General features: G+C 59.5%; 21 protein-coding genes and 2 pseudogenes. 6 read left to right on the top strand and 17 right to left on the bottom strand.

The genetic code is table 11. The features are described 5' to 3' along the window. Positions 1–123 precede the first annotated feature (123 nt). Complete coding sequence (locus tag ACFVTD_RS01030; protein WP_387556826.1) at positions 124–540, bottom strand: TadE/TadG family type IV pilus assembly protein; 417 nt, start codon at positions 538–540, stop codon at positions 124–126. A gap of 3 nt (positions 541–543) precedes the next feature. Then, complete coding sequence (locus ACFVTD_RS01035) at positions 544–840, bottom strand: hypothetical protein (RefSeq protein WP_387556829.1); 297 nt, start codon at positions 838–840, stop codon at positions 544–546. Positions 841–1109: 269 nt separating this feature from the next. On the opposite strand from ACFVTD_RS01035, the gene ACFVTD_RS01040 reads away from it, so the two are divergent. Both ACFVTD_RS01040 and ACFVTD_RS01045 read left to right on the top strand, forming a co-directional pair. Next, on the top strand, positions 1110–1508 hold the full coding sequence (locus ACFVTD_RS01040) for a hypothetical protein (protein WP_387556832.1): 399 nt from the start codon (positions 1110–1112) through the stop codon (positions 1506–1508). 205 nt (positions 1509–1713) lie between these two features. Then, positions 1714–2199 carry an HNH endonuclease gene (locus ACFVTD_RS01045; RefSeq protein ID WP_387556835.1) on the top strand — a complete coding sequence of 162 codons (486 nt, stop codon included), beginning with the start codon at positions 1714–1716 and terminating at the stop codon, positions 2197–2199. A gap of 404 nt (positions 2200–2603) precedes the next feature. On the opposite strand, the gene ACFVTD_RS01050 is transcribed toward ACFVTD_RS01045, so the two are convergent. From ACFVTD_RS01050 to ACFVTD_RS01095, 10 genes and pseudogenes are all read right to left on the bottom strand, one after another. Continuing rightward, positions 2604–2873 carry an HNH endonuclease gene (locus ACFVTD_RS01050; protein ID WP_387556838.1) on the bottom strand — a complete coding sequence of 90 codons (270 nt, stop codon included), beginning with the start codon at positions 2871–2873 and terminating at the stop codon, positions 2604–2606. A 127-nt stretch (positions 2874–3000) separates the two neighbouring features. Continuing rightward, positions 3001–4536, bottom strand: a complete 1536-nt coding sequence (locus ACFVTD_RS01055; RefSeq protein ID WP_387556841.1) for a phage major capsid protein — start codon at positions 4534–4536, stop codon at positions 3001–3003. Positions 4537–4960: 424 nt separating this feature from the next. Further along, the gene (locus tag ACFVTD_RS01060) at positions 4961–5191 is read right to left on the bottom strand and encodes a hypothetical protein (RefSeq protein WP_387556844.1); all 231 of its coding nucleotides are present in this window, start codon (positions 5189–5191) and stop codon (positions 4961–4963) included. After that, positions 5188–5511: a hypothetical protein gene (locus tag ACFVTD_RS01065; RefSeq protein WP_387556847.1), complete on the bottom strand. Its 324-nt coding sequence runs from the start codon at positions 5509–5511 to the stop codon at positions 5188–5190. Before ACFVTD_RS01065 ends, ACFVTD_RS01060 begins: the two co-directional genes overlap by 4 nt. 16 nt (positions 5512–5527) lie before the next feature. After that, positions 5528–5761, bottom strand: a complete 234-nt coding sequence (locus ACFVTD_RS01070; RefSeq protein WP_387556850.1) for a hypothetical protein — start codon at positions 5759–5761, stop codon at positions 5528–5530. 130 nt (positions 5762–5891) lie between these two features. Further along, positions 5892–7841, bottom strand: coding sequence for an AAA family ATPase (locus tag ACFVTD_RS01075; protein ID WP_387556853.1), 1950 nt, complete (start codon positions 7839–7841; stop codon positions 5892–5894). Between the two features lie 360 nt (positions 7842–8201). Beyond that, positions 8202–9599 (bottom strand): recombinase family protein, encoded by a 1398-nt coding sequence (locus tag ACFVTD_RS01080; RefSeq protein WP_387556856.1) that lies wholly within the window; start codon positions 9597–9599, stop codon positions 8202–8204. 25 nt (positions 9600–9624) lie between these two features. After that, positions 9625–10506: a type II secretion system F family protein gene (locus tag ACFVTD_RS01085; RefSeq protein WP_387556859.1), complete on the bottom strand. Its 882-nt coding sequence runs from the start codon at positions 10504–10506 to the stop codon at positions 9625–9627. Beyond that, complete coding sequence (locus ACFVTD_RS01090; protein ID WP_387556862.1) at positions 10503–11360, bottom strand: type II secretion system F family protein; 858 nt, start codon at positions 11358–11360, stop codon at positions 10503–10505. Before ACFVTD_RS01090 ends, ACFVTD_RS01085 begins: the two co-directional genes overlap by 4 nt. Continuing rightward, a pseudogene (locus tag ACFVTD_RS01095) lies at positions 11357–11701 on the bottom strand (CpaF family protein); the annotation flags it as partial. The gene ACFVTD_RS01090 and the pseudogene ACFVTD_RS01095, both read right to left, overlap by 4 nt. A 298-nt stretch (positions 11702–11999) precedes the next feature. Between ACFVTD_RS01095 and ACFVTD_RS01100 the strand changes: the two are divergent. The 3 genes from ACFVTD_RS01100 to ACFVTD_RS01110 all read left to right on the top strand — a co-directional run bounded on the left by ACFVTD_RS01100 (position 12000) and on the right by ACFVTD_RS01110 (position 14353). Next, entirely contained in the window at positions 12000–12161 is a 162-nt protein-coding gene (locus tag ACFVTD_RS01100; protein WP_387556865.1) for a helix-turn-helix domain-containing protein, read from the top strand. 635 nt (positions 12162–12796) lie between these two features. After that, entirely contained in the window at positions 12797–13321 is a 525-nt protein-coding gene (locus tag ACFVTD_RS01105; protein ID WP_387556868.1) for an HNH endonuclease, read from the top strand. 366 nt (positions 13322–13687) lie between these two features. Further along, positions 13688–14353, top strand: a complete 666-nt coding sequence (locus ACFVTD_RS01110; RefSeq protein WP_387556871.1) for a hypothetical protein — start codon at positions 13688–13690, stop codon at positions 14351–14353. Positions 14354–14405: 52 nt separating this feature from the next. Here ACFVTD_RS01110 and ACFVTD_RS01115 read toward each other — a convergent pair whose 3' ends face one another. From ACFVTD_RS01115 to ACFVTD_RS01125, 3 genes are all read right to left on the bottom strand, one after another. Then, entirely contained in the window at positions 14406–18578 is a 4173-nt protein-coding gene (locus ACFVTD_RS01115) for a type ISP restriction/modification enzyme (RefSeq protein ID WP_387556874.1), read from the bottom strand. A 20-nt stretch (positions 18579–18598) separates the two neighbouring features. Continuing rightward, positions 18599–19240, bottom strand: coding sequence for a restriction endonuclease (locus ACFVTD_RS01120; RefSeq protein ID WP_387556876.1), 642 nt, complete (start codon positions 19238–19240; stop codon positions 18599–18601). 967 nt (positions 19241–20207) lie between these two features. Next, complete coding sequence (locus ACFVTD_RS01125; protein ID WP_387556879.1) at positions 20208–21188, bottom strand: TIR domain-containing protein; 981 nt, start codon at positions 21186–21188, stop codon at positions 20208–20210. 221 nt (positions 21189–21409) lie between these two features. Between ACFVTD_RS01125 and ACFVTD_RS01130 the strand changes: the two genes are divergently transcribed. Then, the gene (locus tag ACFVTD_RS01130; RefSeq protein WP_387556882.1) at positions 21410–21994 is read left to right on the top strand and encodes a recombinase family protein; all 585 of its coding nucleotides are present in this window, start codon (positions 21410–21412) and stop codon (positions 21992–21994) included. A 288-nt stretch (positions 21995–22282) separates the two neighbouring features. On the opposite strand, the gene ACFVTD_RS01135 is transcribed toward ACFVTD_RS01130, so the two are convergent. Both ACFVTD_RS01135 and ACFVTD_RS01140 read right to left on the bottom strand, forming a co-directional pair. Beyond that, positions 22283–23800 carry a recombinase family protein gene (locus tag ACFVTD_RS01135; protein WP_387556885.1) on the bottom strand — a complete coding sequence of 506 codons (1518 nt, stop codon included), beginning with the start codon at positions 23798–23800 and terminating at the stop codon, positions 22283–22285. 22 nt (positions 23801–23822) lie between these two features. Next, positions 23823–24722: pseudogene (locus ACFVTD_RS01140) on the bottom strand (CpaF family protein); the annotation flags it as partial. Positions 24723–24815 lie beyond the last annotated feature (93 nt).

Genomic DNA, 24815 nt, shown 5'->3' on the forward strand with positions numbered 1-24815 from the left:
TCCTGCAAGATATTCCCGGGCGTCTGCCGGCACAGTGCTACTGCGAGGCGGCTCCGTAAGTTTGGCCGCGGCGAAGAGTGCGGTACCGGGTTTGAGCGGGGCGTTCTCTTGAAGCTGGGCAGTTCAGGGATGAACGGCAGCATGGCCCTTCACCTCCAGCATGTCCCTCGGTCCGATAAGACCGATGACAGGTATCGGGGAACGGACCGTGACCTCCAGGGTGCGCATCCCTTGGAAATCCACTTCCTTGGCACTGACCTGCTCTGCGAAGCCCCGGTTGAGGGCCATGCTGATGAGGCCGCGTGTCCGTTCTTCAGCATCCTTGCCGTTGCGGTCCGCGAGGGTCCCGTATCTCGCCCCGGATGCGGCCGCGTCGATGAGTGTGTTTCTGACGTGCAGGACCAGGGTCAGTTGGAGCAGCGCCAGGAAGAACATTGTCAGCAGCCCACCCACCAGGACAAAGTCCACAACAGCTGAACCCTGCTCGGCTGCCCGGGTGAGACCCTGCTGCTCCCGCGGCCGGGGAGCGGACCTCCCCATGGTTCAGTTTCCTACCTTGTCCATCGCCTGGTTGAACATGGCTTCCAGTGCGGGACCCGCGAGCGCCAGAAGGGCTGCCACCAGCACCGCTGACATGAGGGTGATCATTACCCACCCTGGTACGTCTCCGCGTTCAGTGCTGTCGCCAAGACTTACCGGTGGTTCCGAGCGGGCGGGCCTCCCGCCGTCGAACTGTCCGGCCAATTGCCGATGCGGACGGACTGTCCGGATCAGCTGAAGTTGCAACATAGCCGCGAGGCCAAAAAGCAGCATCCCGAAGCGTATTCCCATGGTTTTCATCCTTGCGTCCTGTTCCTTTTTCGTTGAGAGGGGGTGCAACTGTTGCTAAGCGCGGTCGTGGGGCTTGTCCGCTTCATCAGAATCCGAGGTTGATCGCTGCGAGGCCGGGGAAAACGGCAAATACCACGGTCAAGGGAAGTACTCCGAATACCAGCGGCACCCCACTGGTTAACAACACCTATTTACCCAGTCCGGAGGGCGAGCGTATATTTCAAATTGGTTGAAGCTTCAACCAATAGAAACCGCTAGAACCGAAGGAAGCACCCAAAATGTTCACAACGCACATCACCATCGCCCACCCCGCCACGCAGCACGTTTCCCAGCATCCGGAAGTGCGCCGTGGCGACACCGTGGCCCTTATCGCTCGCGTAGCCGGAGAGCAGGAAGCCAAGGAGTTCTTCGCAGAGATTTCAGAGAACCCCAACCGGATCGCGCCTTGGGTAAGCAGCACTGGGAACACCGTGGTCGTATTCTCCGAGAAGCCGGACCCCCGCAATGAGTGGCCGACCGAATTTTCCGTAGAGCAGCCAGAACCCGAGAAGCCAGCGCGGCAGGCTGGCAAGCAACTCCGCCGCCGCTGCCTCGAATGCGGCAAGGAGAGCACAGCAGCCGCGATGGGTTATCACATGAAGAGCAGCGGCCACCACGGGCTGGAGGACGTGGCGTAAACGCAGATTCCAAGAAGGACCGGTAGCTGCGGCTGCCGGTCCTTTTCTATGTGCTCATCCCCAGTAGAATCGGCTGAAAGCTTCAGAATGTCAGCGGCGACGATTTCGCTTTGGGGAGTCAGGTAGGTATTTGGGGATGCTTCGTAGGGCAGAAAACGTAAGGCTCGGTTTCCGGCCCGGATTCTGGGGCAGCAAGGGTGAGTTGGTGTTCACCCTTGGCAAGAAGAATTATCCGCTGGGCAAGGTGAAGGAACAGGTCTTCGAACAACATTTCGAAGACCAGATGCATTGGCCGATGCTCATAACCATTGTGAAAGGTCGGCGGTACTGGCAGTTCAAGAGCCAGTTTTACTGGGAGAGCGAGGGCCTCGAGCCGGAAGATGTGTACGCCCTCCTGGTGACCAAGGAGCAGGTGAAGAAGCGGCGACTGGAAAATGCCCGATCAACCGCAGCTATCGTCTCCGCGCCCCGCACCGCTACCGCTCGGCAGGCTATTCCAAACGATGTACGGACTTACATTTGGGAGCGCGATAAAGGCACATGCGTTGCGTGTGGATCGACTAACGAAATCCAATTCGACCACATCATCCCGCTAGCAAAGGGTGGCAGCAATAACGTCGAGAACCTTGAGCTCTTGTGCGGGCCGTGCAATCGCTCCAAATCAGCCGGGCTGACCGTGCGCCGCGGATAGCCCAAAACCAACCAAGGGACTGCGACTGCTGGTCCTTTCTTATCCATCTCAGGCCAAGGGGATGATCCTGACGGATCTAGCAGGGCGGAGTCGCGACTACCACCCAAGAACGGACTTTTGCATCGTTATAGGACGTCCTGGGGGCTATTTTCGGGCGATAAGAGGTAGTTTTGTACTGTTCTTTGTAGCACTCTGGCGCGAGCCGGCGATCTGTCCGGGCTGCTCGGGGGCTTCTTTGGATGGATTCTGTCCATCCGACAAATCGGGATTTTTCTGAGGGTTAGTTATGGTGCACACCCTGGAAGCGTTCTTTTGGCATCCAGCCGTCGGGATTCGTGACCACCCTGCCCCCTACCGGCAGCCGTTGGTCGCTGCGTGGGGGTGGGGGCGTCACGATTTCACCGTTACCAAACGTCGTTGCCCCAGCCGAGTCCTGGCCGGGGCGCGCGGTTGCCGCGTTGCTTGTTGCACCGAAGGTGAGCCGGTCGCATGTTCTCTGGGTCATCCACTAGATGAGGATGCGTAGACCGTGGCTTGACGTGATCAACACTGAGCGAGTCCGGGTCGTCGCTCTTGAGACTGTAGTCAATGGGTTGCTGACATAACCAGCAGGGCGGCTCGTACATACGATAGCGAGCAGCCTCACGCTTCATGGCTGGAGTTGTGCGAGACATCGCTTCACCGTTTCACCAAGTAGGGCCAGCGTGGAGCGGCCGGAAAGGATGAAGAACCGACCGCTCCACGCGGGTTGAAGGCGAGCGTGGTGCTGCTGCAAGGAAGGGCACCACGCTCGCCGGTCTCTTAAGAAATCCCCGTGATCACAAGGCCAGCGCTCGGACGAACGACGGCCAGCGCGAGGCGCTCGTCTGCGCGAACAGCAACCTTGCCTGACGTGAAGTCGGCGTTGTTGCTGTTGCTCATCGAGAGCGTGAGTCCCTCGCGGACGTAGGCCACACCGATCATGTCCGTGTTCATCAACAGGCCAGTGCCCTGAGGAATCTGGGTAGTGGTGACCACCGGAATTCCCCAGATATCGTTCACGGCCGACTCGGCTGGATTTCCCAGCAGGTAGTTGCCGGTGCCCGTCGCCTTGGTCCGCCGGATCAGGCTCCAGTCGTTCGGGTGCAGGACGATGACGTTCGGCTCGCAGTAGCTGGGACCATTCCGCAGGTCCGCGATAGCGGTCTCGATGGTGTCGATCGACGCCTCGCTGCCCTTCGCCCGAGTCAGCAGACCGGGGGTCTTGAGCAGACCGAGCAGGTTCTGCCCGGTGCCGTCGCCGTTCAGGAGCTGGAAGTTCTCCTGGTCGATGATGAGCCGCTGGAGTTCGCCTTCTTCGTACTGCGTGAACGACTGGAAGTCGGCCAAGAGCTCGTCCGTGAGGGAGGTAAAGATGCCGATCTTACGAGCCGTGGCGATTTGCTGAGTCGTGTTGAAGATCGCCTCGACGTAAGTCCCACCGGGAGCCGTCATCTGGGCGGTGCCGGTGCCGTTCACCGTGGGAGGTACAGCCGTGCCAGCGGCGAAGCCGGTATCCGTGAAGGACGTAGGGGTGCTGCTGAGCGTCTGGATCAACGTCTCGCTGCCTGCCGCGCCGTTGACCGCCGTGCGGTAGATCTTCGTGCCGGTCGCGCCCGAGGGAGCAGCGCCGATCGTGAAGCTGACCGTGGAGGTCGCACCGGTCGTGACCTGTGTCAGTTCATTGCTGGCTGTCGTCTCACCGGTTGCCGACGTGAACGTGGCAACGTACTTCCACGTGCCAGCGGCGAGCGTGCCGCCAGTTGTGGCAGTAGTCGGCGAGGACAGCACGGGAGCCGCGAAGGCGTTCGACGCGATAGATGTGCTGTCGTGCCGCACGTACTCCACGCTCGGGCTGGACATCTGGTCCGTCTTCAAGATCGAGAGCAGTCGGGTGGGTTCATGGATCTTGCCCACGACGCCGGCGAACGCCGGAGGGAGCTGACCGTCCGTGGTCGTCGAGGACGCCGCGTCTTTCAGGCCAAGCTCGGTGCGGAAGTTCGCGCCACCCTTGATCTGGCTGTAGGCCGCGCGTGCCGCGTCGGTGGTCAGCCGGAGCTTGGGAACTGCCTTGCCGCGCCGTGGTGCGTCGGGGTCAACGCTGGCTGCGGCTTCCGCGTCCATGGGATCGCCCATGCCGCCGAAGATTTTGCGACCCTGCTCGAGAATTTCCTTCTGTTCGGTCAGGTTCTTCATAAGGATCCCGATCGAATTGAGCGCAGATTTCTTCTGCACATTGTTCAGAGAAGGGTCTTTGGTGATTTGCTCTGCCTTCGCTACCTGCGTGCGAATGGCTGCATTGAGTGATTCGATGCTCATTGGAGTGATTCCAGTTTTCTGCGGACCCGGAATTTTGGATGTGTTTGGACGGGGGCGATTGCCCGTGGTGTGAGCGTCCGTACTTCTCAGGTCCAGCGGCGGTTGCTTTGCGGGGGTATCCGGCGGCGGCAGCGGGGGTATCCGGCGGCAGAATGGATACTGCGGCGGGATGCGCCGGTTGCAGCGGCTATGCGCCAGCTTGGCAGCAGCGGTTGCGACCGAAGAGCTGTGGCTCGATTCGATCTATGAAATTGTGTGTACGTACATAGCTATTATGCGTTCCGAGGTGTGCATGGAAACGCGCTGTAGGATCCCCAGAGGACTTTCACCCCTACAGCGCTATAACCACATCCTGATCCATCCGTTTGATCCGCTCGGGAAAAATGGATCCCCAGGAATTTCAGTCCGTTGCCTATCGGTAAACCTAGATCGGGTTACCGTCCACGTCGTACTCGGCAGCCGGACCGTCCTCAGGCTCGGCCAGCGGGCAGCCGGGTTCGTGGGTGAATCCCAGCGCCCTGACTCCCACTTCGTTCGGTTGGATTACCTCGCGCTGGGCGTGGCAGATCGAGCAGTCGGGGAACTCCCGCAACTCTTTGTCTATGCGAATGTCCCTGATTTTCTCGTAGACCCTTCGGGCGGCGTCGTGCTTCATGTCTCTTCCTCTTCTTCCAATACTTCGGCCAGCGACTTCGAGAGCTTCCGCGCGGCATCGACCGTGATCGTGCAGCGCACCTTCCCGTTTATGAGAATCACAACTCCAGGCACGCTGGATTTGCCGTCTGGGAGCGTGATGTGCGAGCGGTCGGCAGAGGCCACATTCCATGCCACCTTGGAGAACTCGTGTGGAGCTGTTCTGTGCGTGATCATTTCTTGCCGTCCTTCCTTGCCTTGATAGCGGCGGCAGCCTTGGCGCGAGCCATGGCTTCTTTCTGTTTTCTGACCACCGATGGCATCGGGTTCGCGAAGTGCCAAGCCTTCTTGCCCATTTTCAGTGCCTTCCCTTCTGTCGTTTGGCTGCTCGCCGGGCAGCCCTGTTCCTGTTGATCGCGTGGAGCGAGGGGCAGGTGTCGTCATGGGCAACAGAGACGAACGTGACGTTCCCCCTGCTATGCACCGTGACCTCTGCTACGCAGTCCTCGCAGGGGCGAGCCATAATGCGCGCGGCCAGCGCCAGCATCTCGTCCTCTGGGCCGCCGATTATCGTGAGGTCGTGGTCGCTCATTTCCTTGCATCCTTTTCTTGGTTGATACGCCGATACGCCGTGATACGCGGTTGATACGCCGAGCGTTTCGTTATTGATACGCCGACCCGCCGCTCTCTAAGCGGCGGGCGTATCAAACACCCCTTTCGGCTCATGGTTGAACCGTGTTCATCTTTGAATTGCCCTTCCCCGGATATGACCTGGTCCTGCCGGTATTCCGTGCCTTCTGAATGGCCGCACGAACATCGGCGCGCCCGAAAGGGCTGTTCTCCATCGCGTCCTCGATGCCCTTCCCGTCGAGGTCACCGCGCTCTGTCAGCAGCACGACAATCGCCTCCACGACCTCGTCGATTTTGCTGTCTTTTCTCGACCCGCTGCCGAGAGTGAGCCGCCGCGTTTCAGCGTCGTAGTGGAGCTCTGTTTCCTTCACGTCCACATCTCGGCCGTATGCCGAGAAGTACCGACGCGACGACGGGTCATCGCTCTCACGGACGAGCTTCCACGTGAATTCGGGCCAGTCCTGAAGCCGGGAGTCACCACGGGAACGCTCGTTCGCGTGGCCCATGTGGTGGACGATCTGCCCCTCAGAAATCCCTGCGGAGCCGAGAAGCTCGTCGAACGCGAGAAGGAATCGCCCGGCGTCGTGGCTCTCATCTAGGCCGAGCGCGTCAAGCACCGGCCGGAGGCAGTCGAGCAGGAGGAGGTCGGACCCGCGGACGGCGTCCGCCCATGCAGCGCGTACCGACTCGTCGAGGATGTTGAACGACGACAGCCGTCCACGCAGTGACACCAAGCGGACGGCATTAGCGTTGCGGATGCCCTGATCCCGAAGCCATCGCCGCAATACCCGCTCGTCCAGTTCGTCGTCGATCAACACAAGAGACTGAACCGGCTCAACGTGGTAGCGACCGAGAAACGGGTCGCCGTCCACCAGCGAGCGAATGAGGTTACCCAGGAGTGTCGTCTTTCCTGCTTTGTACTGCGCGGCGATGATGCCGTGCCCTCCCACAGGGAACAGATCTTCGATCCGGTAGAGCACGTCCTCGTCCGGGACGTCCAGGAAGTCGGCCAAGGACACCAGCGACGGGAGCGCCTCCCGCTTCTCAGCCGCGAGCAGTGCCTTGGCGCGCTCGATGGCCTTGAGACGTATTACCTGCCTTTCAGCCTCCGCCGCGATCCGTGATTCCAGATCGCCGGCGTCGGTGTCACCGTGCTCCTGCCGGAAGGCCTGATCCACGCACTGGAGGGCTTCTTTCTCCGAGAAGCCCGCATTCGCAGCAGCAGTGAGGATCACAGCCGTAACGGCCTCGCGGTCCTCGTTGAGCTGGTCTGGGCGACGCAGTCGGCAAGCCAGCCTGAACAGGAAATTGTTGCGGTCGCCCACCGGAACCCCGGCCAGGATGGATGCCGTATCCGGGAGCCGGGGCTTGTCCAGTCCAGCGAACGGGTCGTCTGTCAGCACCAGTTCCTCGGGGCGCAGAAGCTGCCCGTCTGTGACGCCCCAGTCGTAGATGTCCACGTCCGGCGTCGATGGCCAGTACATGCAGCGCTCGGGGTCAACGCTCCCCCTGTCGAAGCACTCGCGCCCCAGCCGGTCCATCAGCGCGCTCGCCAGAACGGAGTACTGCTCCGAGGACACGCCCTCGCCCAGTGGGACGATGACCCTGTAGCGCGGGGCGTCGGGCGCGTGCGAGAACGTGGTGTGATAGGCAGCGCGCCACGGCAGCGCCATCACCCGCTCTGGAAGCCCCGGATCGGCCGCGTCCGCGTCGAGGGTGATGACCGACCGAGAGACGAGATTATCCCTGAGTCGTCGGTTGCCTTTGAAGACCGCTCCGAGGACGTACAGCCCTACGCCAGTCTTCTCGTCTGTGACGACAGGATTGCGCAGCCGGTCGATGTACTCGCCCCAGCCGATCGCCTTGGCCTTCCATACAGCGCTGTCCACACGTGGAGCAGTGAACACCGGAAACGCCTGCTCAGCGGTAAACTTGCCTTGCGACGTGGTGTTCTTGAAAGGTGCGCCTTCTCGCTCTTCCCCTAGCAGGGCCTCCCCGGACTCGTCACCCGAGGGGGTCTTGCTTTTGCTATCAGCGCTCATTGGGAATCACCCCGAGAGGGGCGACGCAGGAGGCCGACGATGCTTCCAATCTCGGCGTCGGTCAATGGCGGGGCAGCCTCGACTACCTGCCGGATGTAGGAGGAGAGCTTTGCCGCCGCGAGCGCGCGTCGGGCCTCCTCGACGGCTGCGTCCCCCTTGCGCATCCGAACCGCAACGGCGAGGTTCGACCGGGCTTTACGAACCTTTGGATCACTTACGTGTGGCATAACAAGAACCGCTTTCCGGACATCCCCTGTTCGGTTGGCGGTTCTCGGTTTTGCGGTTCTGTTGGGGGTGGGCTACGAAAGCCCGATTTGAATTTGTATTGCTAGTTTAAGTGCACCGGAGGCAAACTTTTGGTCACTTTTTCCAAGCAATTTGTACCTGTTTTTCGGAGAACCCGACGCCCTTGCCAGCAGGCAGAATGCTGATGTCCATGAAGGAGCGCACGATCTTCCGGCGGTCCTCCAACGGGGTCTCCCCCCACATCTGGGCAACGTCCTCCGCCGCTGCGAGCGCTGCAACGGGATCGTGCATCGAGGCGCGAGCAACCTCGGCCTCCAGCGCATCAATCTCTTTCGTAAGGCGTCCGCTCTGCTCCCTGACGGCAGCCGGGGAAAGCAGGCCGTCCGCCAGCAGCGCGGCCAGCTCGTCACGGCGGCTGCGTTTCTCGCTCAGCGTTCGCTGCATCTGCCGTATGTCGTCGTCGGCTGACGTCAGCTTGGACACGACCTCAGGCTGGGACAGCCGCAGGAGCAGCGCCCCGATCACCACCTCATCCACGAGCTCCAGACGCCGCGACAGGCAGTACCCCTTGAAGCAGCGGTAGACCATCCTGTTCCCCATGGGTGATGCGAACATCGGCTTGCCGCACTTGCCGCAGACCGCGATGCCCGAGAGCAGATACTTCGCGCTCAAGTCGGCGGGAGCCGTCCGGCGATCCTTGTTCGTCAGGTACTCCTCCAGGTCTTTGGAGGTAGCGGCGTCGAGGATGGCAGGCCACTCCCCGTCGCCTATGTCGTCGCCGTTGTAGATTCGCCGACCAGCGTAGCGAGGGTTGAGCAGCAGACGCCGGACGGAGGTGACGTTCCACGGCTTCCCGCTCTCCGCTTCCTGCCCCTCGGCGGCCTTCTTGTAGTACGTCGTGACCAGACCGGCAGCGTTCCACTCGTTGGCGACAGACTGGAGCGTCGCCCCGGCGAGCACCGCCTTGGCACCGCTGCGAATGGCCTTGGCCTCGGCTTTGACGACGAACACCTTGCCGTCCTTCCGGTCGTAGCCAAAGGGACGGCGAGTCCAGAACGCCTTGCCCTTGGTAGCTCGACTCTTGTTGGCCTCGATCTGGCGAGCGCCCTTATGCCCTGCCTCCATGGCGGCAATCGCCGTGATAATCGTTGCCACCGCGATGCCTGTATGGTCGCCCAGATCGAGCGAGACGCCCTGGACACAGGCGATGTTCACGCGATGGGTTTTCCCGGCATCGATCACGCGCTGTAGGTCCTTTATAGACCGGGTCAGGCGGTCTAGGTGCCATACGGCGACGCTCTGGACCGATCCGTTCTCAATGTCTCGCAGCAGCGCCTCGAACGCCGGTCGTGTCTTGCCCGACGTCGCACTGATGTCGTTGTCCGAGAAGAGCCTCGGGGCGTCCCATCCCTTGGCTTGGGCCAGCAGGCGGCAGGCGTTTTCCTGGCGGTCTACAGCCTCCGCGTTGCCGGTACTGTCTTTACTCTGCCTAACGTAAATTGCGGTTCCCATACCCTCCAATTATACGGCGGTAAGACTAGGTACGGCTAACAACTACTACCATCATGGCAATCTCCTTCTTGCCTGCAGCTTCCATGAGGTCGCGCTTCGCCGAATCGCGTACATCCTGCGCTTGGGCCCGGAGCACGTCTGCGAGGGGTGTTCCCCGCTCCACCGCCACGATGATTCCGTCGACGAACCTGACCAGCGGTGCCAGGTCGGTGCGCGCGGAGAACTCCTGCAGAGCCAGGACGAGGGGCTTACCGGCCCTTGTCTCAGCGAGGATTTTCGAGAATTCCCTGGACAGTTCACCCTTGGCGCTCCTGCAGACCCGATCCAAAGCGCCGGTCGCGCTCTCCCCTGCTCCCACTGCCAGGGCCATCAGTTCAGCCAGGCTGGGAAATTCTGCCATCATTCGTGTTTCCCGCCGGCGTACCTGGACGCCCAGCCAATAGTCCCGCAGCACAAACCCCGCTGCGGCACTGCCGATGATCACGACAACCGCGAGGAGGGGGTTGAACCTGCCCGCTGCGGCACCAACGAGTATGACGGTCAGCGACAAAACGAAGCCGGCGGCCGCCCATAGCAACTGCTCCGCGCGGAAGTCGATGGGTGCTTTATTGATCCCCGCCTGCGCCAGACGCCGGGCGGTGGCTCCTGGCGAGGGGTTAAGCCTTCCGAGTGCGGAGAACCAGTCCCTGAATACGGGACGGAGGATGCGTTCAAGCGGTCCAAACGGTGTCAGGTTCTGCTCGCCGGCGCGGAGGAGCCGCGACTCCAGGTTCTGTGACTTCAGTTGGGGTTCAATCCGCTCAGAGAGAGTCATGGGGCGCATCGGAGGTGACCGAAAGATCACCAGCCATAATCCGAGGCCGAGCCCCATTCCGCATAACACAGCCGTGGGGGAAAGGAACATCATCGGAGCACCCTTTCATCCTGCGGCAAGGCGCCGATCCTCAGCATGATTGTGTAGCAAACCAGCGAGACCACCAGGCCCCCGACCAGCACCGCGGCCCCCATGGGCGTGTTGTAGGCCTGGATTGCTTCCGGTCTGGTGGCGAGCAGGATCATCACGATCCAGGGTGCGGCGACCGCGAGCCGGGCAGCGTTGATCGTCCAGGATTGCCGAGCCTCAAGCTCACTGCGGGTCCGCGCACTTTCCCGCAGGAACTCGGCCAGTGTGCCCAAGAGCTTTCCCAGGTCGGAGCCGCCTACTTCCCGCGTGAGCCGCAACGCCTCGATAATGCGGTCGGCCACGGGGTCGGCCAGTCGCTGTTTCAGCTTGTTCAAGGATCCATCGAATTGCCCGCCGGCGCGGTAGTCGGCACCGAATTCGCGGAAAATTGGTCGCAGCTCCTCTGGCCCCTTCCCGCCAAGCTGGATGAGGGCCTCGGGCAGGGGCAGCCCTGCACGGATCGCTGAACGGAGGTGATCGACGACGTCGGGCCACAGCTGCCGGAGCATCGCCGTCCTCTTCCTGGCGCGCCACCGCAGGATGGTGATGGGCAGCCATACGCCGAAGAGTCCGAAGCATCCGGCGATCGGCCAGGAACGGCTGACCGCGTAAAAGACGAGTGCGACGAAGATACCCAACCCAAGGCAAGTCCCCACCAGGCTGCGCACGGATACTTTGTCTACCCCCGCTGCGGCGAGGAGGTCAGCCAGTCGTCCTGGTTTACGTTGCCGGTTTCCGCGGTCCGGAGTTTCCCAGCAGGACCACCAGATCAGGAACAGACCAACCCCGGCCACAGTTCCCACCAACGCCGAGATCACCGCGGGTCCAGCAGTGCGGCGACGTCGTAGCCCGCCCTCGAGAATTTTTCCGGTGAAGGCATGGCATTGGCGCGGGGGTGCAGGGCGCCGTTCTCCAAGCCAAACACCAACGAGGACTCGATGATGCCGTTTTCCACCCGGCGGCCCAATGACAGGATCTGGGTGACTTGCCGGCGGCCATCAGCGTTCCTGCTGCAGTGCACCACGAGGTCGATGCACGAAGCGACGGTTGGCACAACGAACGCGCTTGAGATGTTCTCCCCCGCCAGCAGCGGAAGGGTGCAGATCTTGGTGACTGCGTCATGAGCCGAATTTGCGTGGACCGTACACATTCCGGGCAAGGCCAGACATTACTCACACACAGCCCAGCATTACGGAGTTGTTCTCTGTCTAGCGACAGGAGTGACCCTGGAATGATCTGGCGTGATCTCAAAATGATCACTCCGAAGAGGCGGGTTATAGTCTTTCCTTAGCAGACGCCTTGCGCGCCAAAGCAGACAATCGAATACATCTAAGCGAGTTAACTGCGAAGCCCCTTTCGGGCTTCGACCGTTGGCTCGCTTTCCTTTTAACCGCGATTCGGAAAACCGGGCACATCAGGAAAGGACCGCCCCTCTGGAACCCACGCCATCGCCCTACATGAGCCGCCGTGAGGCCGCGCAGTACCTCAACGTCTCCGAGAAGTGGATGACATGGCAAGGCCGCGCAGCCTCTATCCCCTTCTACAAGTTCGGAGGGAAATGCCAATACCTCCGCTCCGACCTCGACCACTGGGCAAGACAACAACGCGTAACCCGATAACCAGGGCCGGCCCGTGGGCCGGACTCGACCAACCCGAAGGAACAATGACCCGTTTCACCCCATTCCAAATCCGCTTTCACGAGCACCTCGAAACTGACGCGCGCCTCACCCCCGACGCCAAACGCGTCGGCTACGCCCTCACCTGCTACACAGCCCCAGGGAGGCTGGCCCGATGCACCTGGCTACAGCTCCGCAAAGCGACTGGACTCGGACACGAGCGAACAGGCCGTGCCATGCGCCAGCTCATCGAATTTGGCTACGCAGGCAGACGCCAATCCAAAGACCCCATTAGGACAGGATGGCCGCTCACCCACCCGCGCTAGCTCTGCACCGCCTGGCGGGCAGGAGCGCCAGAGGGTGCAAGAGCCCCGCGCTACCGGGCAACCAACACGCCAAGTACCCGCTTCCACCACAGTAAGGGTGAGGCTTCCGGCGAGCTGGAGAGGGAGCTCCGAAATCGGCCCCGCCACTGAGTGGGAAGGGACGATCGCCACGCGAAAATTTCTTGCCCTCTCTTACAGATTCCGCTTGCCCTTTCTTACAGCCCAAGGAGGCTGTCAACTATTCAAAGTTTTTGTACAACACCATCGTGTGAGGGCGCAGCGTATTGCTTGGGTCTGTGCCGGCGGCACTACATGGCGCACTATCGCGCAAGGGACAAGTGTTCCAGCCCGGGCTGCACCCGTGACCGCGTCGCCCGTGGACGCTGTCGTCTCCACGAACCCGGCATCATCCATGGCTGTCCACGGCGGCAGCTCGCTCGCGTCCTGCACAGATTTAGCCAGTCCGTCCATGGCAACCACGACTGCTGGCAATGGCATGCGAACCAGAACGAAGACGGCTACGGACAGTTCTACGCTCACGGCTCTACGTGGCTCGCACACAGGTGGGCTTACGCCCACTGGATAGGCGGGCACGGCAATCGGCAGCAGCTCGATCACATCTGCGCCAACACGCTTTGCGTCCGCCCCGATCACTTGTGGCCTGTCAGCGCCAAGGAGAACTCCCGCCTCCGGACCAGCCGACTGCGCCGTCCGGGCGAATGGATCACACCTGCGAAGTACACCCAACGATGGCCGGAGGCCGTCAACTCCTTTGCCCTAGCTCACGGACTCCCCCGCAACACCGTCTACCCCGACCACTACGACCTCGCCGCCTAACGGCAGGAAGGAAAGATTCATCATGGCTCAGCCCGAAACGCTTCGCCAATCTCAGCGATGGGACGCCACCAAGTCCGCATACCTCCGACACGGCCTGTGCCACCGCTGCGCCGCGCAGGCCGCTTGGGGTCATCAACAAGGCTTCCACAAAGTGAAGACACCGTGCGAAGCCTGCATCCCAAGAGTTTCTAAATTCCCACATCACAAGACCGACAGGTGGAGCACCATTCCCCGCCCCAGCTAGCGGTGACAGCCGCAGAATACGGACTCAAGCTCCGCCCCAGCCGCTCAAGACGCGCTCATCCCCACGCCGTGCAGACGGTAATGAAATCGGCGCACAGCGCCCAACGAAAGATCAGGAACAGCATGACCAACTCCAACATTGAAGCAGCACTGGAAAAGCTCGCCACAGCCGAAGCAGCCCACGCTGAAGCCATTGCTCTGGTTACCGACACGGCTAACCAAAAGGCCGAAGTCGAAAATGCCATACGTACAGGCGACGCGCGACTAGGACAGGCCGACCTCATCGACTCTGACACTTCCCACCGCGCAGCCGTTCTCGTCGAACAAGGAAAAGCTGCGGCAGCGGAACGGGCCCGCGACGAAGTTGCCAACCTCCGAAGCCAGGAGCTGCGTAATCAGATCGAAGACGGCGCCCTTGGCCTTCATCCCGACAACCTCGACGGGGCCAAAAAGGAGTTCTACGAATCCGTGAAGGCAGCGGCCGCAAAACTAAACCAAGCCGTCAAGACGCACAACCAGGGAATCCTAACGGCCTATAACCGGCTGCCAGAAACGGATCACTGGGACGACAATGCACGCACCGGAAATCGCGGGTCCATCCTCAGGTATAGCAAGGGCCACTACGCCTTCGAACTAAGCTTCATGCGCAAGGACGGTGCTGGACGCGGGGTTGTAACCGCTCAGCATCCAGGCGCCAGCGGCCTTGAACGGTACGCACAGTTCGCTATCTTCGAAGCGATCCACGGCAGGAAGCTCGACAGCACCCCAGAGTGGGCGACCGAGGATTAGACCATAACAAGGCAGGGGCTTTCAGCCCCTGCCTTGTTGCGTATATCTCGCCCTACACCGTTTGAATTCGTAGCCGCGGCAAGCCTTCGACAATCCTCACGGTTTCAACGCTTACAGTTACAATTCGCTTGACCAAATCTACGATATACCTAGGGTTGGCGACCTCGTCCGACCAATCGTTCGGATCATTGACAATACCCGAGGCATTGTCTGACTTGACCTGATAGCGCTCCATTATCCATTCAAGAGCTGATCGAGAGCCAAGTGTGTACTTGAAAGCATCTGCCGGGATACCCTGCAAAGTCAGATGCTCGTTGTAAATAATCCGACTGCGGTCTTTTCCTTTTCCGAACGTCATCTTCTTCACCCGGAAGCGGTCCCCATCGTGAGGTCCCATCCCCGTCCATAATTCCTCCAGTCCATACGGAGGAGCTGTCTCGTAACCCATATGGAGTGCCGATAGCTCTCGGCCAGCGTTGGCGAAAGCGTGGAAATCTGACGGGTCTGACAGTTTGGGCAGCCGGGGCATCAGCTTCTTGAGATCCTCCTCAAAGTCAGCGCGGTATTCGGTTGAGTGAAGCAATCCGTATACAAAGTAAAAGATGTCGTCCTTGGTAACGCCTGCTCCGTAGTCCTCCCGGTAATTCGCCAAGGCATCATCGGATATATTGTCTACCTTCTCAAAAGCATGGATGTTCTCCGTCGACGGAGAACTCTCTAGGCCCGAAAGGAGATCGGGCTCGACATCGCCTCGTTTCGTAAACGTATACCGACTGAAAAACTGCCCAGCCCTACCGAACAAGTCGAGGCTTGGGATGCTGTCTAGCATGAGGACGCTGAACCGGTTGAGCGGACTCGCCCCGCTGATATAAAATCCGAAGTTTTCAAGATCAGGCTCAGGAAACATCTTCGGCAACTGGTAGACCATGTCATTGAGCTGACGATTGAAATACACGGACTGACGCATGAACGGCCGGTAATGGCTCCGGGTCAAAGACTCAGGCGCGTAGTCGATAGATTGAAGTTTCGCGAGAGAGTTTTTAAGACCCCTAGACCAACTGATAGCAGTGGGGGTGCGATCTATGAAACCTTCCAGCAGCGCGAGGTTGTCCTTCGTCTTGGCCGTAGCGATGCCTTTGAATCCGCTGAGTTGCGCGTCATATTTCTCGATTGTGCGCCGTACATTCGCCTTGACTTGATCTTGCGAATAGTTGAATACCCACGCGTCCCGGGCAGTTGCAAGCCCAAGGGAATGGTTACTGAAAACGCCAGACTCGCCAGACTTGGAGCCAATAGCTTGGAACGAAGCAAACGCCTCAGTTCTATGCGTAATCCAATCACCATGATTATTCGGTTCAATCGGCATCCATTCAACTTGCGAGAACTCCCGCTCCCGGAGAACGCCCAGCTTCTGTTCACGCGTGAGGAAGTCCCCTATGTCACGGTAATAAAGGTGCCGGTGAACAGGGACTCCCGGTTTTTTGACCAGGAATATGATGGACACGTTTGTACGATTTCCGGAACCAAATACGTTCCCAGCCTCGCGCTTTCGCTGCTCCCCGGCAGCCCAGCCATTTCCACGGAGGTTGTAGACGTATATGGAGTGAAAGTCGTTTACCAGTGACTTCCGGAGCCCGTCTCCTGTGTTGGCCTCTAGGAAGCCTCCGTTGGTCACAAAGGCTATGACACCGCCGGCATCTGACCCGAGGATTCGATCCGATGCCCACCTGAGCGCACGATAATACGAATCATAAGTTGAGCGGCTGCTCCGGGCAGTGGATTTGGCGACATAGGTGCTGCTGATGTTGGCGTCGAGCGTCTTGTACTTGACGTTTGCATTGCCATCGTTCTGGCTTCCTTGGCCCACAGAGTACGGCGGGTTACCGATGATCACGCGAATGTCCTGGGCTAACTGCCTGGCCGCGCGCTCATTGTTCTGGGGGAAAATTAGGTGATCGACGGTGTCGTTATCTTCAGTCATCTGGAAAGTGTCGGCAAGGACAATCCCTTCAAAGGGCAAATACTCGTCGCCACCCCCCTCCCTGCCGTCCACTTCATCTGCAATACCGTGGAATGTCGCTTCAATGTTGATGGCTGCAATGTAGTAGGCCAGAAGAAGAATCTCGTTGGCGTGCAGTTCGTTCGTGTACTTATATAGCAGGTCTTCAGGTTTAATCAGGCCTGACTGAAGCAGCCGGACAATGAATGTACCCGTCCCAGTGAACGGGTCCAGAACGTGCACACCAGGGTCACTTAAGGACGCATCAAACTCTGCTCGCAGCAAGTCGTCCACCCCGCGGATTATAAAGTCGACTATCTCCGTCGGGGTGTAAACGATACCTAAGGATGCAGCAGCTCGGGGAAAGGCAAACTTGAAGAACTTTTCATACAGCTGCATGATGATCTGCTGCTTGCCTTCGGCGTCCGAAATACCGTCGGCCTTCATGCGAACGGAGTCGTAGAACTTTTCAAGCGTTTCGGTCTCGGCCTCTAGGGACTTGCCCTCCAGCCTGGTAAGCATATCTTCCATAACCAAGGAGACGGGATTGTGTTTGGCGAACGAGTATCCCTCGAACAGAGCATCAAAGACGGGTTTCGTGATGAGGTGCTGGGAGAGCATGTCCACTGCATCACTACGGGTAATGCTGTCGTTGAGGTTGCCCCGCAAGCCTTCAAGGAATCGGTCGAAGGCCTCCTGAACGCCCGAGGTTGGATCGTCCAAAATACCAGTGATTCGAAGCGTGTGTCGTTCAGCTATCTGCTGGACATCCTTAGCCCAGTCCTCCCAATACTTCCTGTCCCCGACCTTCTGGACGATCCGGGCGTAGATTGCATTCCGCCATTCCTCAAGATTGGGAAAATTAAGCGTGGTCTGCACACCCCGGGCCAGATCGTTTCCGGAGTCTTCATTGTCATCGCCGGAGCCGCCAACGCCAATAATTTGCAGCTTGTCGTCACGGTTCTTGTTCAATTCGATCTTGTTGATCATCGCATTGAAGCGATCGTCATGGGCACGCAGTGCCTGAAGGACATCCCAAACAACCTTGTACTTCTTGTTGTCCTTGAGTGCTTCTTCCGGAGCCTGGTCAGCAGGTACCGCAATTGGCAGGATGATATAGCCGTATTCTTTGCCCTTGAAAGTACGCATGACCCGTCCAACAGCTTGGACGACGTCTACTTGGGAATTACGAGGGTTCAGAAACATCACGGCGTCCAGGGCCGGAACATCTACGCCTTCTGACAGGCAGCGGGCGTTGGAGAGAATCCGACAGACGTTTCCATCCTCAGAGGCATCCGCCTTTAACCAATCAAGCTTGGCGCTGCGGTCGAGAACGTTAAACGTGCCGTCCACATGCTCCGCTTCACAGCGGAGTGCATCCTCGTCATCGAGCAGTAGCTGATCTGTAACCTCGGCAAACATGCCCGCGATCTTCCTGGACTCACGTATGTTTTGCGCAAATGCTACGGCCCGACGCATCGGAGCCAGTTGGACCTCGGCGGACGCCTCGTCCTTCGCCGAAATCTGCACGCCTCGCTTTGACAGCCCGTTCCAGCAGCCGACAATCTTTGCTACATCCTCGATCTTCAACTCACCGTTTTCCTGCAACGTTTGCTGAAAAGTCTTGTTGACAGAGTCTTCATTGACAGCGAGGACAAGCACTTTGTAATCGGCAAGCCTGCCGAGCTGGACGGCTTCTCCGAAGCCGAGGTGGTGAAACTCTGGCCCATAAGTTGATTCATCGTCCATCGAGTAGACCTTGACGTCGTTCTCTGCGGCCTTGGTCTTGGACTCTTGGACGTAGATCCGAGGGGTGGCCGTCATGTATAGCCGCTTCTTTGCCCTAAGGAAACCCTGGTCATGGACCCGTACGAAAGCCGAATCGTCATCATCACCTTGGGTCAGGCCCGTTGTTCGGTGAGCCTCGTCACAGACGATGAGGTCAAACTCAGGAAGGCCCAGGCCTTGTGCCTGTGCGACCACGTCAATCGACTGATAGGTGGAGAATACGACCGTCACTGCCTCGTTCGCACTTCCAAGGCTTGCCCGGGCATAGAGCTTTTGCGGGTCGGTGGATGCAGGAAAGGCCAGGTCGTGGGGACTGGCGTCCTCGTCCTGCTTCTTGCCGACTTTTGTGTCCGAGCAAACCGCCAGGGGCCGAAGGGGGACCTCGGCCTGCGCTGTCCACTCAACCAAGGTCTGCTGAAGAAGGGAGATCGACGGCACCAAGAAAAGGACCGAGCCACCTACCGGAACTTGCTCTTCAACGATTTCAGCGAGGTAAAGGTCTTACCAGTGCCGCAGGCCATAATGAGCCTGCCGCGATCACTCGACCGAAAGCCCAGAGCGACCTTGTTGATGGCAGTCCGCTGGTAGGGATGGGGATTTTTCCTATTCTTGCGCTCCATCTCGTCCGGCTGATCCAGATCGAACGCCGACCAGTCGACAACAGAGTCCGCAAGGTCCTGGAACCTCAAACGGTTTATGAGCTTGGACTGATCCTTAAGCGCATCTTCAGCATGCTTGCTCCAATTGTCCGTTGTGCTGACGATTAAGCCATAGGAAAATTCAGCCTTGCCCAAGGCCGTGAAGAACGAATCTATGTGATGCTTCTGGAGAGTGGACGCGGGATCGTAAAACTTGCACTGCACTGCCACCAGAGCACCCGTGTCGCGCTCCCTGGCCACGAGGTCGATGCCCGTATCCACCTTGCCGTTGCGACCTGGCCAATCTTTCCAAAGCCAAACATCGCTAAATCGGTCAACGTAGGCCGGGTCAACCTGCAAATAGGAACGCATCAGTCGCTCGAACTTGCTTCCCTTGTCATGCTGGTCGCTTGCGGTGAAGTAGAGCTTGTCGAGCAGCTGTGCAAAGGATGTTGAGGCCATGAAAGCTATCTTGCCGTAAGGACGACGCCTCCCAGCAACTAGACGACACGGTGTCGCCTACACCGGAAGGCCAGAGCAACCGGACAAATCTTGGTGAACATGGCAGTCCCGTTCGGCCCGAAGCCACCAAGTAACCAAGGAACCAAGTAACCACGCTGTCGGATACACTACTTCGATCAAGGCAGGATTGCGAGGCGGCATGGCACGAAGTGCGGGCTCCACCGCGAAAAGGCGATTGTCAAACCCGGTCATATCGGGGCTTTTCGTCCTAGGCGGCGCACTCATTACCGCCACGCCTGCCCTAATCCAGATCGCGACTAACACGGTGCCGGCCGCCGTTCTCCAGCAGACGGCGGAGGACGTTCTGGAGTTGCCAAACGTACCTGACCTGTCTGCCGGTGCAAACACCGCGCAGATATCCGGCAAGCTAAAGCGCCCACTACCTCCTGGCCGACAAATATTTGTGGCAAGCCAAGGACCAGTTAGCGCACAGACGCCGGGAAGATTTGATGCCGGCAACCTGACTTTCTACCCGCCCTGCTCAGTAGATTCTTCGTCGACCCATTACACCTGTGACGATGTTCAGCTCGGGCTTCCGGCTGACAGCGGGGTTTACGTCATTTATATTGGCTTGGCGGATTCGTCGGCAGCACGAGCCATGACTCACGGCCTCTACAAGCAGGCCTACAACGCAGGGGCCAAACTACCTTTTGCACCCAACCCAGCGCCGGACGCTGGCTTCGATGTGGCTGGTGACGGGATCAGGGTTAATCGAATTGGCTCTTCACCATCACCAGCGACCACAAGATAAGTCGCCTGTATGAAGTGAATTGACCGGCAGTAAGGTTCCGACTAACCTCGCGGGCTGCACGAATTTCCACTTAAAAAACTTTCTAACCCGTACGCGATAGAGAGTGCTAACCACTACCGGGCAGCGAGCTTTCAGAGAGGGGTTGTCCCCCCTACCTCAGAAATTGATGGTGAAGTCAGCTCTCTTCAGTTCCCGAGCCAGCTTCGCTTGCCACTCGTTATCCCACGGGATGTACACAACGCCCTGAATGTCCCCAGGATGTTCAATCCCGGCATTGATTACAGCGACGTTCTTGCGCCCAAGCACACCGTAGAAGTAACCAAGTTCAAACACGACATTTTGGCGTGCCCGTAGGGCTAGAGAGTTGTCAGCACCATCCCTAATGTCTGGCGCCACCGTTTTAGCCTTGCCCAGATCATCGGGAGTCATCATCACGATGGCAAAGGCCGCGGGAGCTGAGGCTCCCTCAAACTTCTCGATGAGAGTTTGGCCAGCATTAGCCTCGTCGTTCAGGATCGTGGGTTCGATGCCCGTGATCCGACGCACAAAGCGCTCCACTTCCAGCAGCGTTAGTCTGTCATGCCCGTGGACCAGGAAGATGCTCTTAGGCCCCCGAATGTCAGTTGATTGAGACGGAGCCGCTGCCTTCACGTTCTCGGAACGTAACTCAGAAAAGACCGACGCCGGCAACGGAGCGGCCGGGGCTGAGGCCCGCACTCCTGACATAGCCCCGTAACCCTCCTCAGCCGCACTTTCCGGGAAGGCGAGGACTAAATCGTCCGTCAGTTCGAGCCCAACCTCTTCTACCGCGCGCTGCAAATTCTTCTTCTGGGCGTCGAATTGAGCCCTTTGTGATCCCATGAGCGGCCAGGTGGAGTAGCTACGGATTCCCACTAGCAACCCGTCCAGTATGGACAGGGCGACGTCGTCGTCTTCGACGGATCGCATTATCTCGTATACCTTCTTGGTTTTATTAATACCTTCCATCCCAGTTCGATCAACGCCGTGATCGTCGAGGACTCTGTTGATGGCATCGTGTGAGGGCCCTTGACCGCCCGCCCAAAAATCGGAGAGTGGACCTGCAAGAATCTGTCCGGCGGATTTTTTCGGCAGCCGGCTTGCACTGAGACGAGGCATAACTCGATTATTCACTATCGAAGGTGAAGCAAGGTTCACCCGGGCTCTCCGGTCATATTGGATGGCCGTCTTACAACTCATGGGTTTTAAGACAGATCGCCGAGACACCCAAGTAGGGCTGGGAATCACCCCCAAATATGTCTCGTAACTATGTCTCGCAAGAGTGTGCTAAGTTCGATGTAAACAAACACTCTTACGAGACACCCTAAAGGGGGAACCTAATGTCAAAGCTCATCGGCTACGCCCGCGTCTCCACCAAAGCCCAAGACGCCGACAGGCAACAGCAAGACCTTCTCGGGGCAGGCGTACGCCGGGATGACCTCTACGTCGATCACGGCGTCTCGGGCGCCAAGGCCAGCCGTCCCGGCCTAGATAAAGCCCTCGCAGCACTCCATGCAGGCGACACACTCGTAATCGCCACCCTGGACAGGCTGGGCCGGTCAACCCAGAACATGCTCGAACTCGCTACCCAACTCAAGGCAGGTGGCATCAACCTCCGAGTGCTCAACCTCGGGGGCGGAGACGTGGACACGTCCACCCCCATGGGGCAGATGACGTTCACAGTTATGTCCGCCCTCGCCGAGATGGAACTTGCAATCAAACGCGAGCGCATAAACGACTCAGTCAGCAAACGTCGCGCGGCGGGCAAAGACCTCGGTGGACGCAAAGCCTCATTCACAGACAGCCAGATTCAGAACGCGCGACGGCTGATCCAAGCCGGACAACCGGCAGCACAAGTGGCGCGGGACCTCGGCATGTCCAGAGCCACCCTGTATCGGCGCATGGAACAACTCACCACTGCCTGAACGTGAGCACAGGGAAGCCCCTGCCTGACGGCAGGGGCTTCCCTTGCGAACAGCCTATAGAACGGAAGCGAGGTGCGCGTCGCGGTCCGCCTCAGACACGAGATGAGCTTCCCACCTAACCTGCACCTCGCCATTCACGCGCGCGACCATAAGGCCAGGAATATCCACCAGCAGCTCAAAAGCCTTCACCATTTCCGCCAACCTTTCATGCCGAGCCCGAGTGGCACGACACCGGGACGCTACCCCGATCAACGGCGGCGTTTCAATTAACCTTGCGTCTATAAACGATCAACTGGCCACCTGAGAAGGCAGGGATTCGATCCATTGCCGGAAGCTGCGGCGACGCTCATGCGTCGCCAGTTTGTCCAGGTCATATCCCTTCGGCCAGATCCTCACAGTCGCAGGATTGAACACCTTGGTCGACCCCTTGCCATGAGGCAATAGGGTGACCTCCAGATTCTGCCGCATCCAGTCCCGACGATCGTCCAGAGCCAACGCCAGCCACTCGTCCATCGCAGCTCGGGTGGCCATCGGGGGCACCCCGTCCCCAGACCAGACAGGTCGCTCCGCCGAAAGCCTTAGTTCAGCCATCCTCGACTCATGCGCGGCGATCTTCTTCCTCGCATGTTCAGTCATTGTGCGCATCTGTCCCGGGGTAATCTCACCCTCGACAGCTTGGATTGCAAAGTCGTCCAGGCGACGCCGCAGTCCCGCGGCCTCAGTCTCAAGCTTGGCAATCTCAGCAGCCACGTCGGGCGCCACGGCACGATGGGCATCGTTGACCCCAGCTGCATCACGCCAACCAGCAGCCCAGGCATTCACGACGCCGTCAACAAAGTCAACGCGCTTCCCAACGTGCCCCGTTCCCTTCGCAGGGCAGCGATAGACCTTGTAGCTCTCTCGATTACGCCCCGTAACCGTTGCCGACCGCACCGGTTCCCCGCAGTGGCATCGGGCTATACCGGCCAGCAGATGGACCGCCTTGTTCGACTGCGACCGCCGCCGCGAAGGATCGGTCAGAATTGAACACACCGCGCGCCAAACATCCTCGCTCACCAGCGCAGGAAACTCAGACGGCGTGGCCAGAATCTCGCCCTTCCACTCCGCCAGTCCAGCGTTTCGTGGCCGCATCAACATCTGACGCAACTGCGCATAGCCCCACCGCTTGCCGACCGACGTGAGAATCCCAGAATCGTTCAGCTCGCGAACTATGCTTCCCAAGCTCTTGCCGGCAAGCACAGCAGCAAAAGCGTCGGCCACCGCTTGACCCTCCGCAGGTTCCCGTTCCCAAGAGCCCGCCGGTTTGTGCCAGCCGAACGGACGCGCCCCACCAAGCCACTTACCAGAAGCCGCCATTTGCTCCTGAGCGCGCCTAACACGGTCCGCCTTGTGTTGGGACTCGTAGCGGGCAATCTGGCCCAGCAGACCTGCCTTCAGCATCCCCTCCGGAGTAGCAAGATCAACCTCGCCACCCTTCACCGCATAAGTTCGCACCGGCACCGGCGCCCGCGTATTGCAAAGTTGGATATACGTTTCAAGTTCGATCGGCTGACGGTGCAGACGATCAGTGTGCCAACACAGGACGACGTCGACCACGCCGCTGGCTAGGGCTTTCAGCAGCCGCTGATATCCCGGCCGTCGCTTTCCCGAGTACGCGCTTATGTCGTTGTCCGAAAACACCTCGGTGACCGTGAAGCCGTGCTCCTTGGCGAGCTTCCGGCAGTCGTCTTCCTGCCGCCGGACGCCCAATCCCTCGCCCGCCTTGTCGTCTGATATTCGGGTGTAAATCGCCGCTCTGATCTGCATGAGAACAGCTTAATCTGTGCTGTGCGTGAACGAGGTCCGGGAAGCCGGAGTTCAGGGCGATAAGCATGTCCAGGCTCTCGGCTTCGCGGACCTCCCCCACTACCAGCCGGTCCGGACGCATCCTCAGGGCTTCCTTCACCAAGCGGCGGAGTGGAATTTCTCCCTCACCTTCAAGGTTCGGTTGGCGGCACTGAAGCCCCACCACGTCCCGGAGGGGGAACTGCAGTTCGAAGATCTCCTCAACGGTGATGACACGTTCGCGGCTTCCGATGCTTGCCGCCAGACAGTTCAGCATGGTGGTTTTGCCAGCCTGGGTTGCGCCCGAGACAAGGATGTTGAGGCCACTGGACACCGCGGCGCCGAGAAAGCGTGCTGCCTGCGGCGTCAGCGTTCCCAACTCCACGAGATGTTCCAGACGGCTGGCTTTGACTACGAACTTGCGGATGTTCACTGCCCAGTGGCGGCGGGTGACGTCGGGGATGACCACGTGCAGCCTTGAACCGTCCGGCAGCGCGGCATCGACGAAAGGTGAGGACATGTCGAGCCTCCGGCCGGAGCTCTTGAGCATACGCTCCACGAGGTCGCGCACTTGCTGCTCCGTGAGGGTGAGCGACGTCAGCTCAGACTCGCCGTTGCGGGCAACATAAATTTCGTTTGGCGAGTTAAGCCAGATCTCCTCGATCGAAGGGTCATCCAGGAGTGGCTGCAGCACACCAAAACCTGCAACGGCATCGAAGAGGAACCGGCGGGCCGCATCGAGCGGGCCAATGGGCGGCAAAGGCCCCATCAGGGCCCGCTCGTCATAGTCCGTTACGGCTGCTTCGACCAACCGGCGAACCTCGCCAGCCTGCCTGAGCGGGTCCAGCCCGCGGCGACGGATGAGTTCGCGTACTTCGTCCTCGACAATTCCCAGCGCGTCCATATGTTCCCCCATACATCTGCCGCCCCCGACGGAGGCAGTGCGACTGGGCTACAGCCTAAAGAGCTTGCCCCGACCACAACAAGTCATTGTGCG

This window comes from Pseudarthrobacter sp. NPDC058119, assembly GCF_042884655.1.
Taxonomy (GTDB): domain Bacteria; phylum Actinomycetota; class Actinomycetes; order Actinomycetales; family Micrococcaceae; genus Arthrobacter.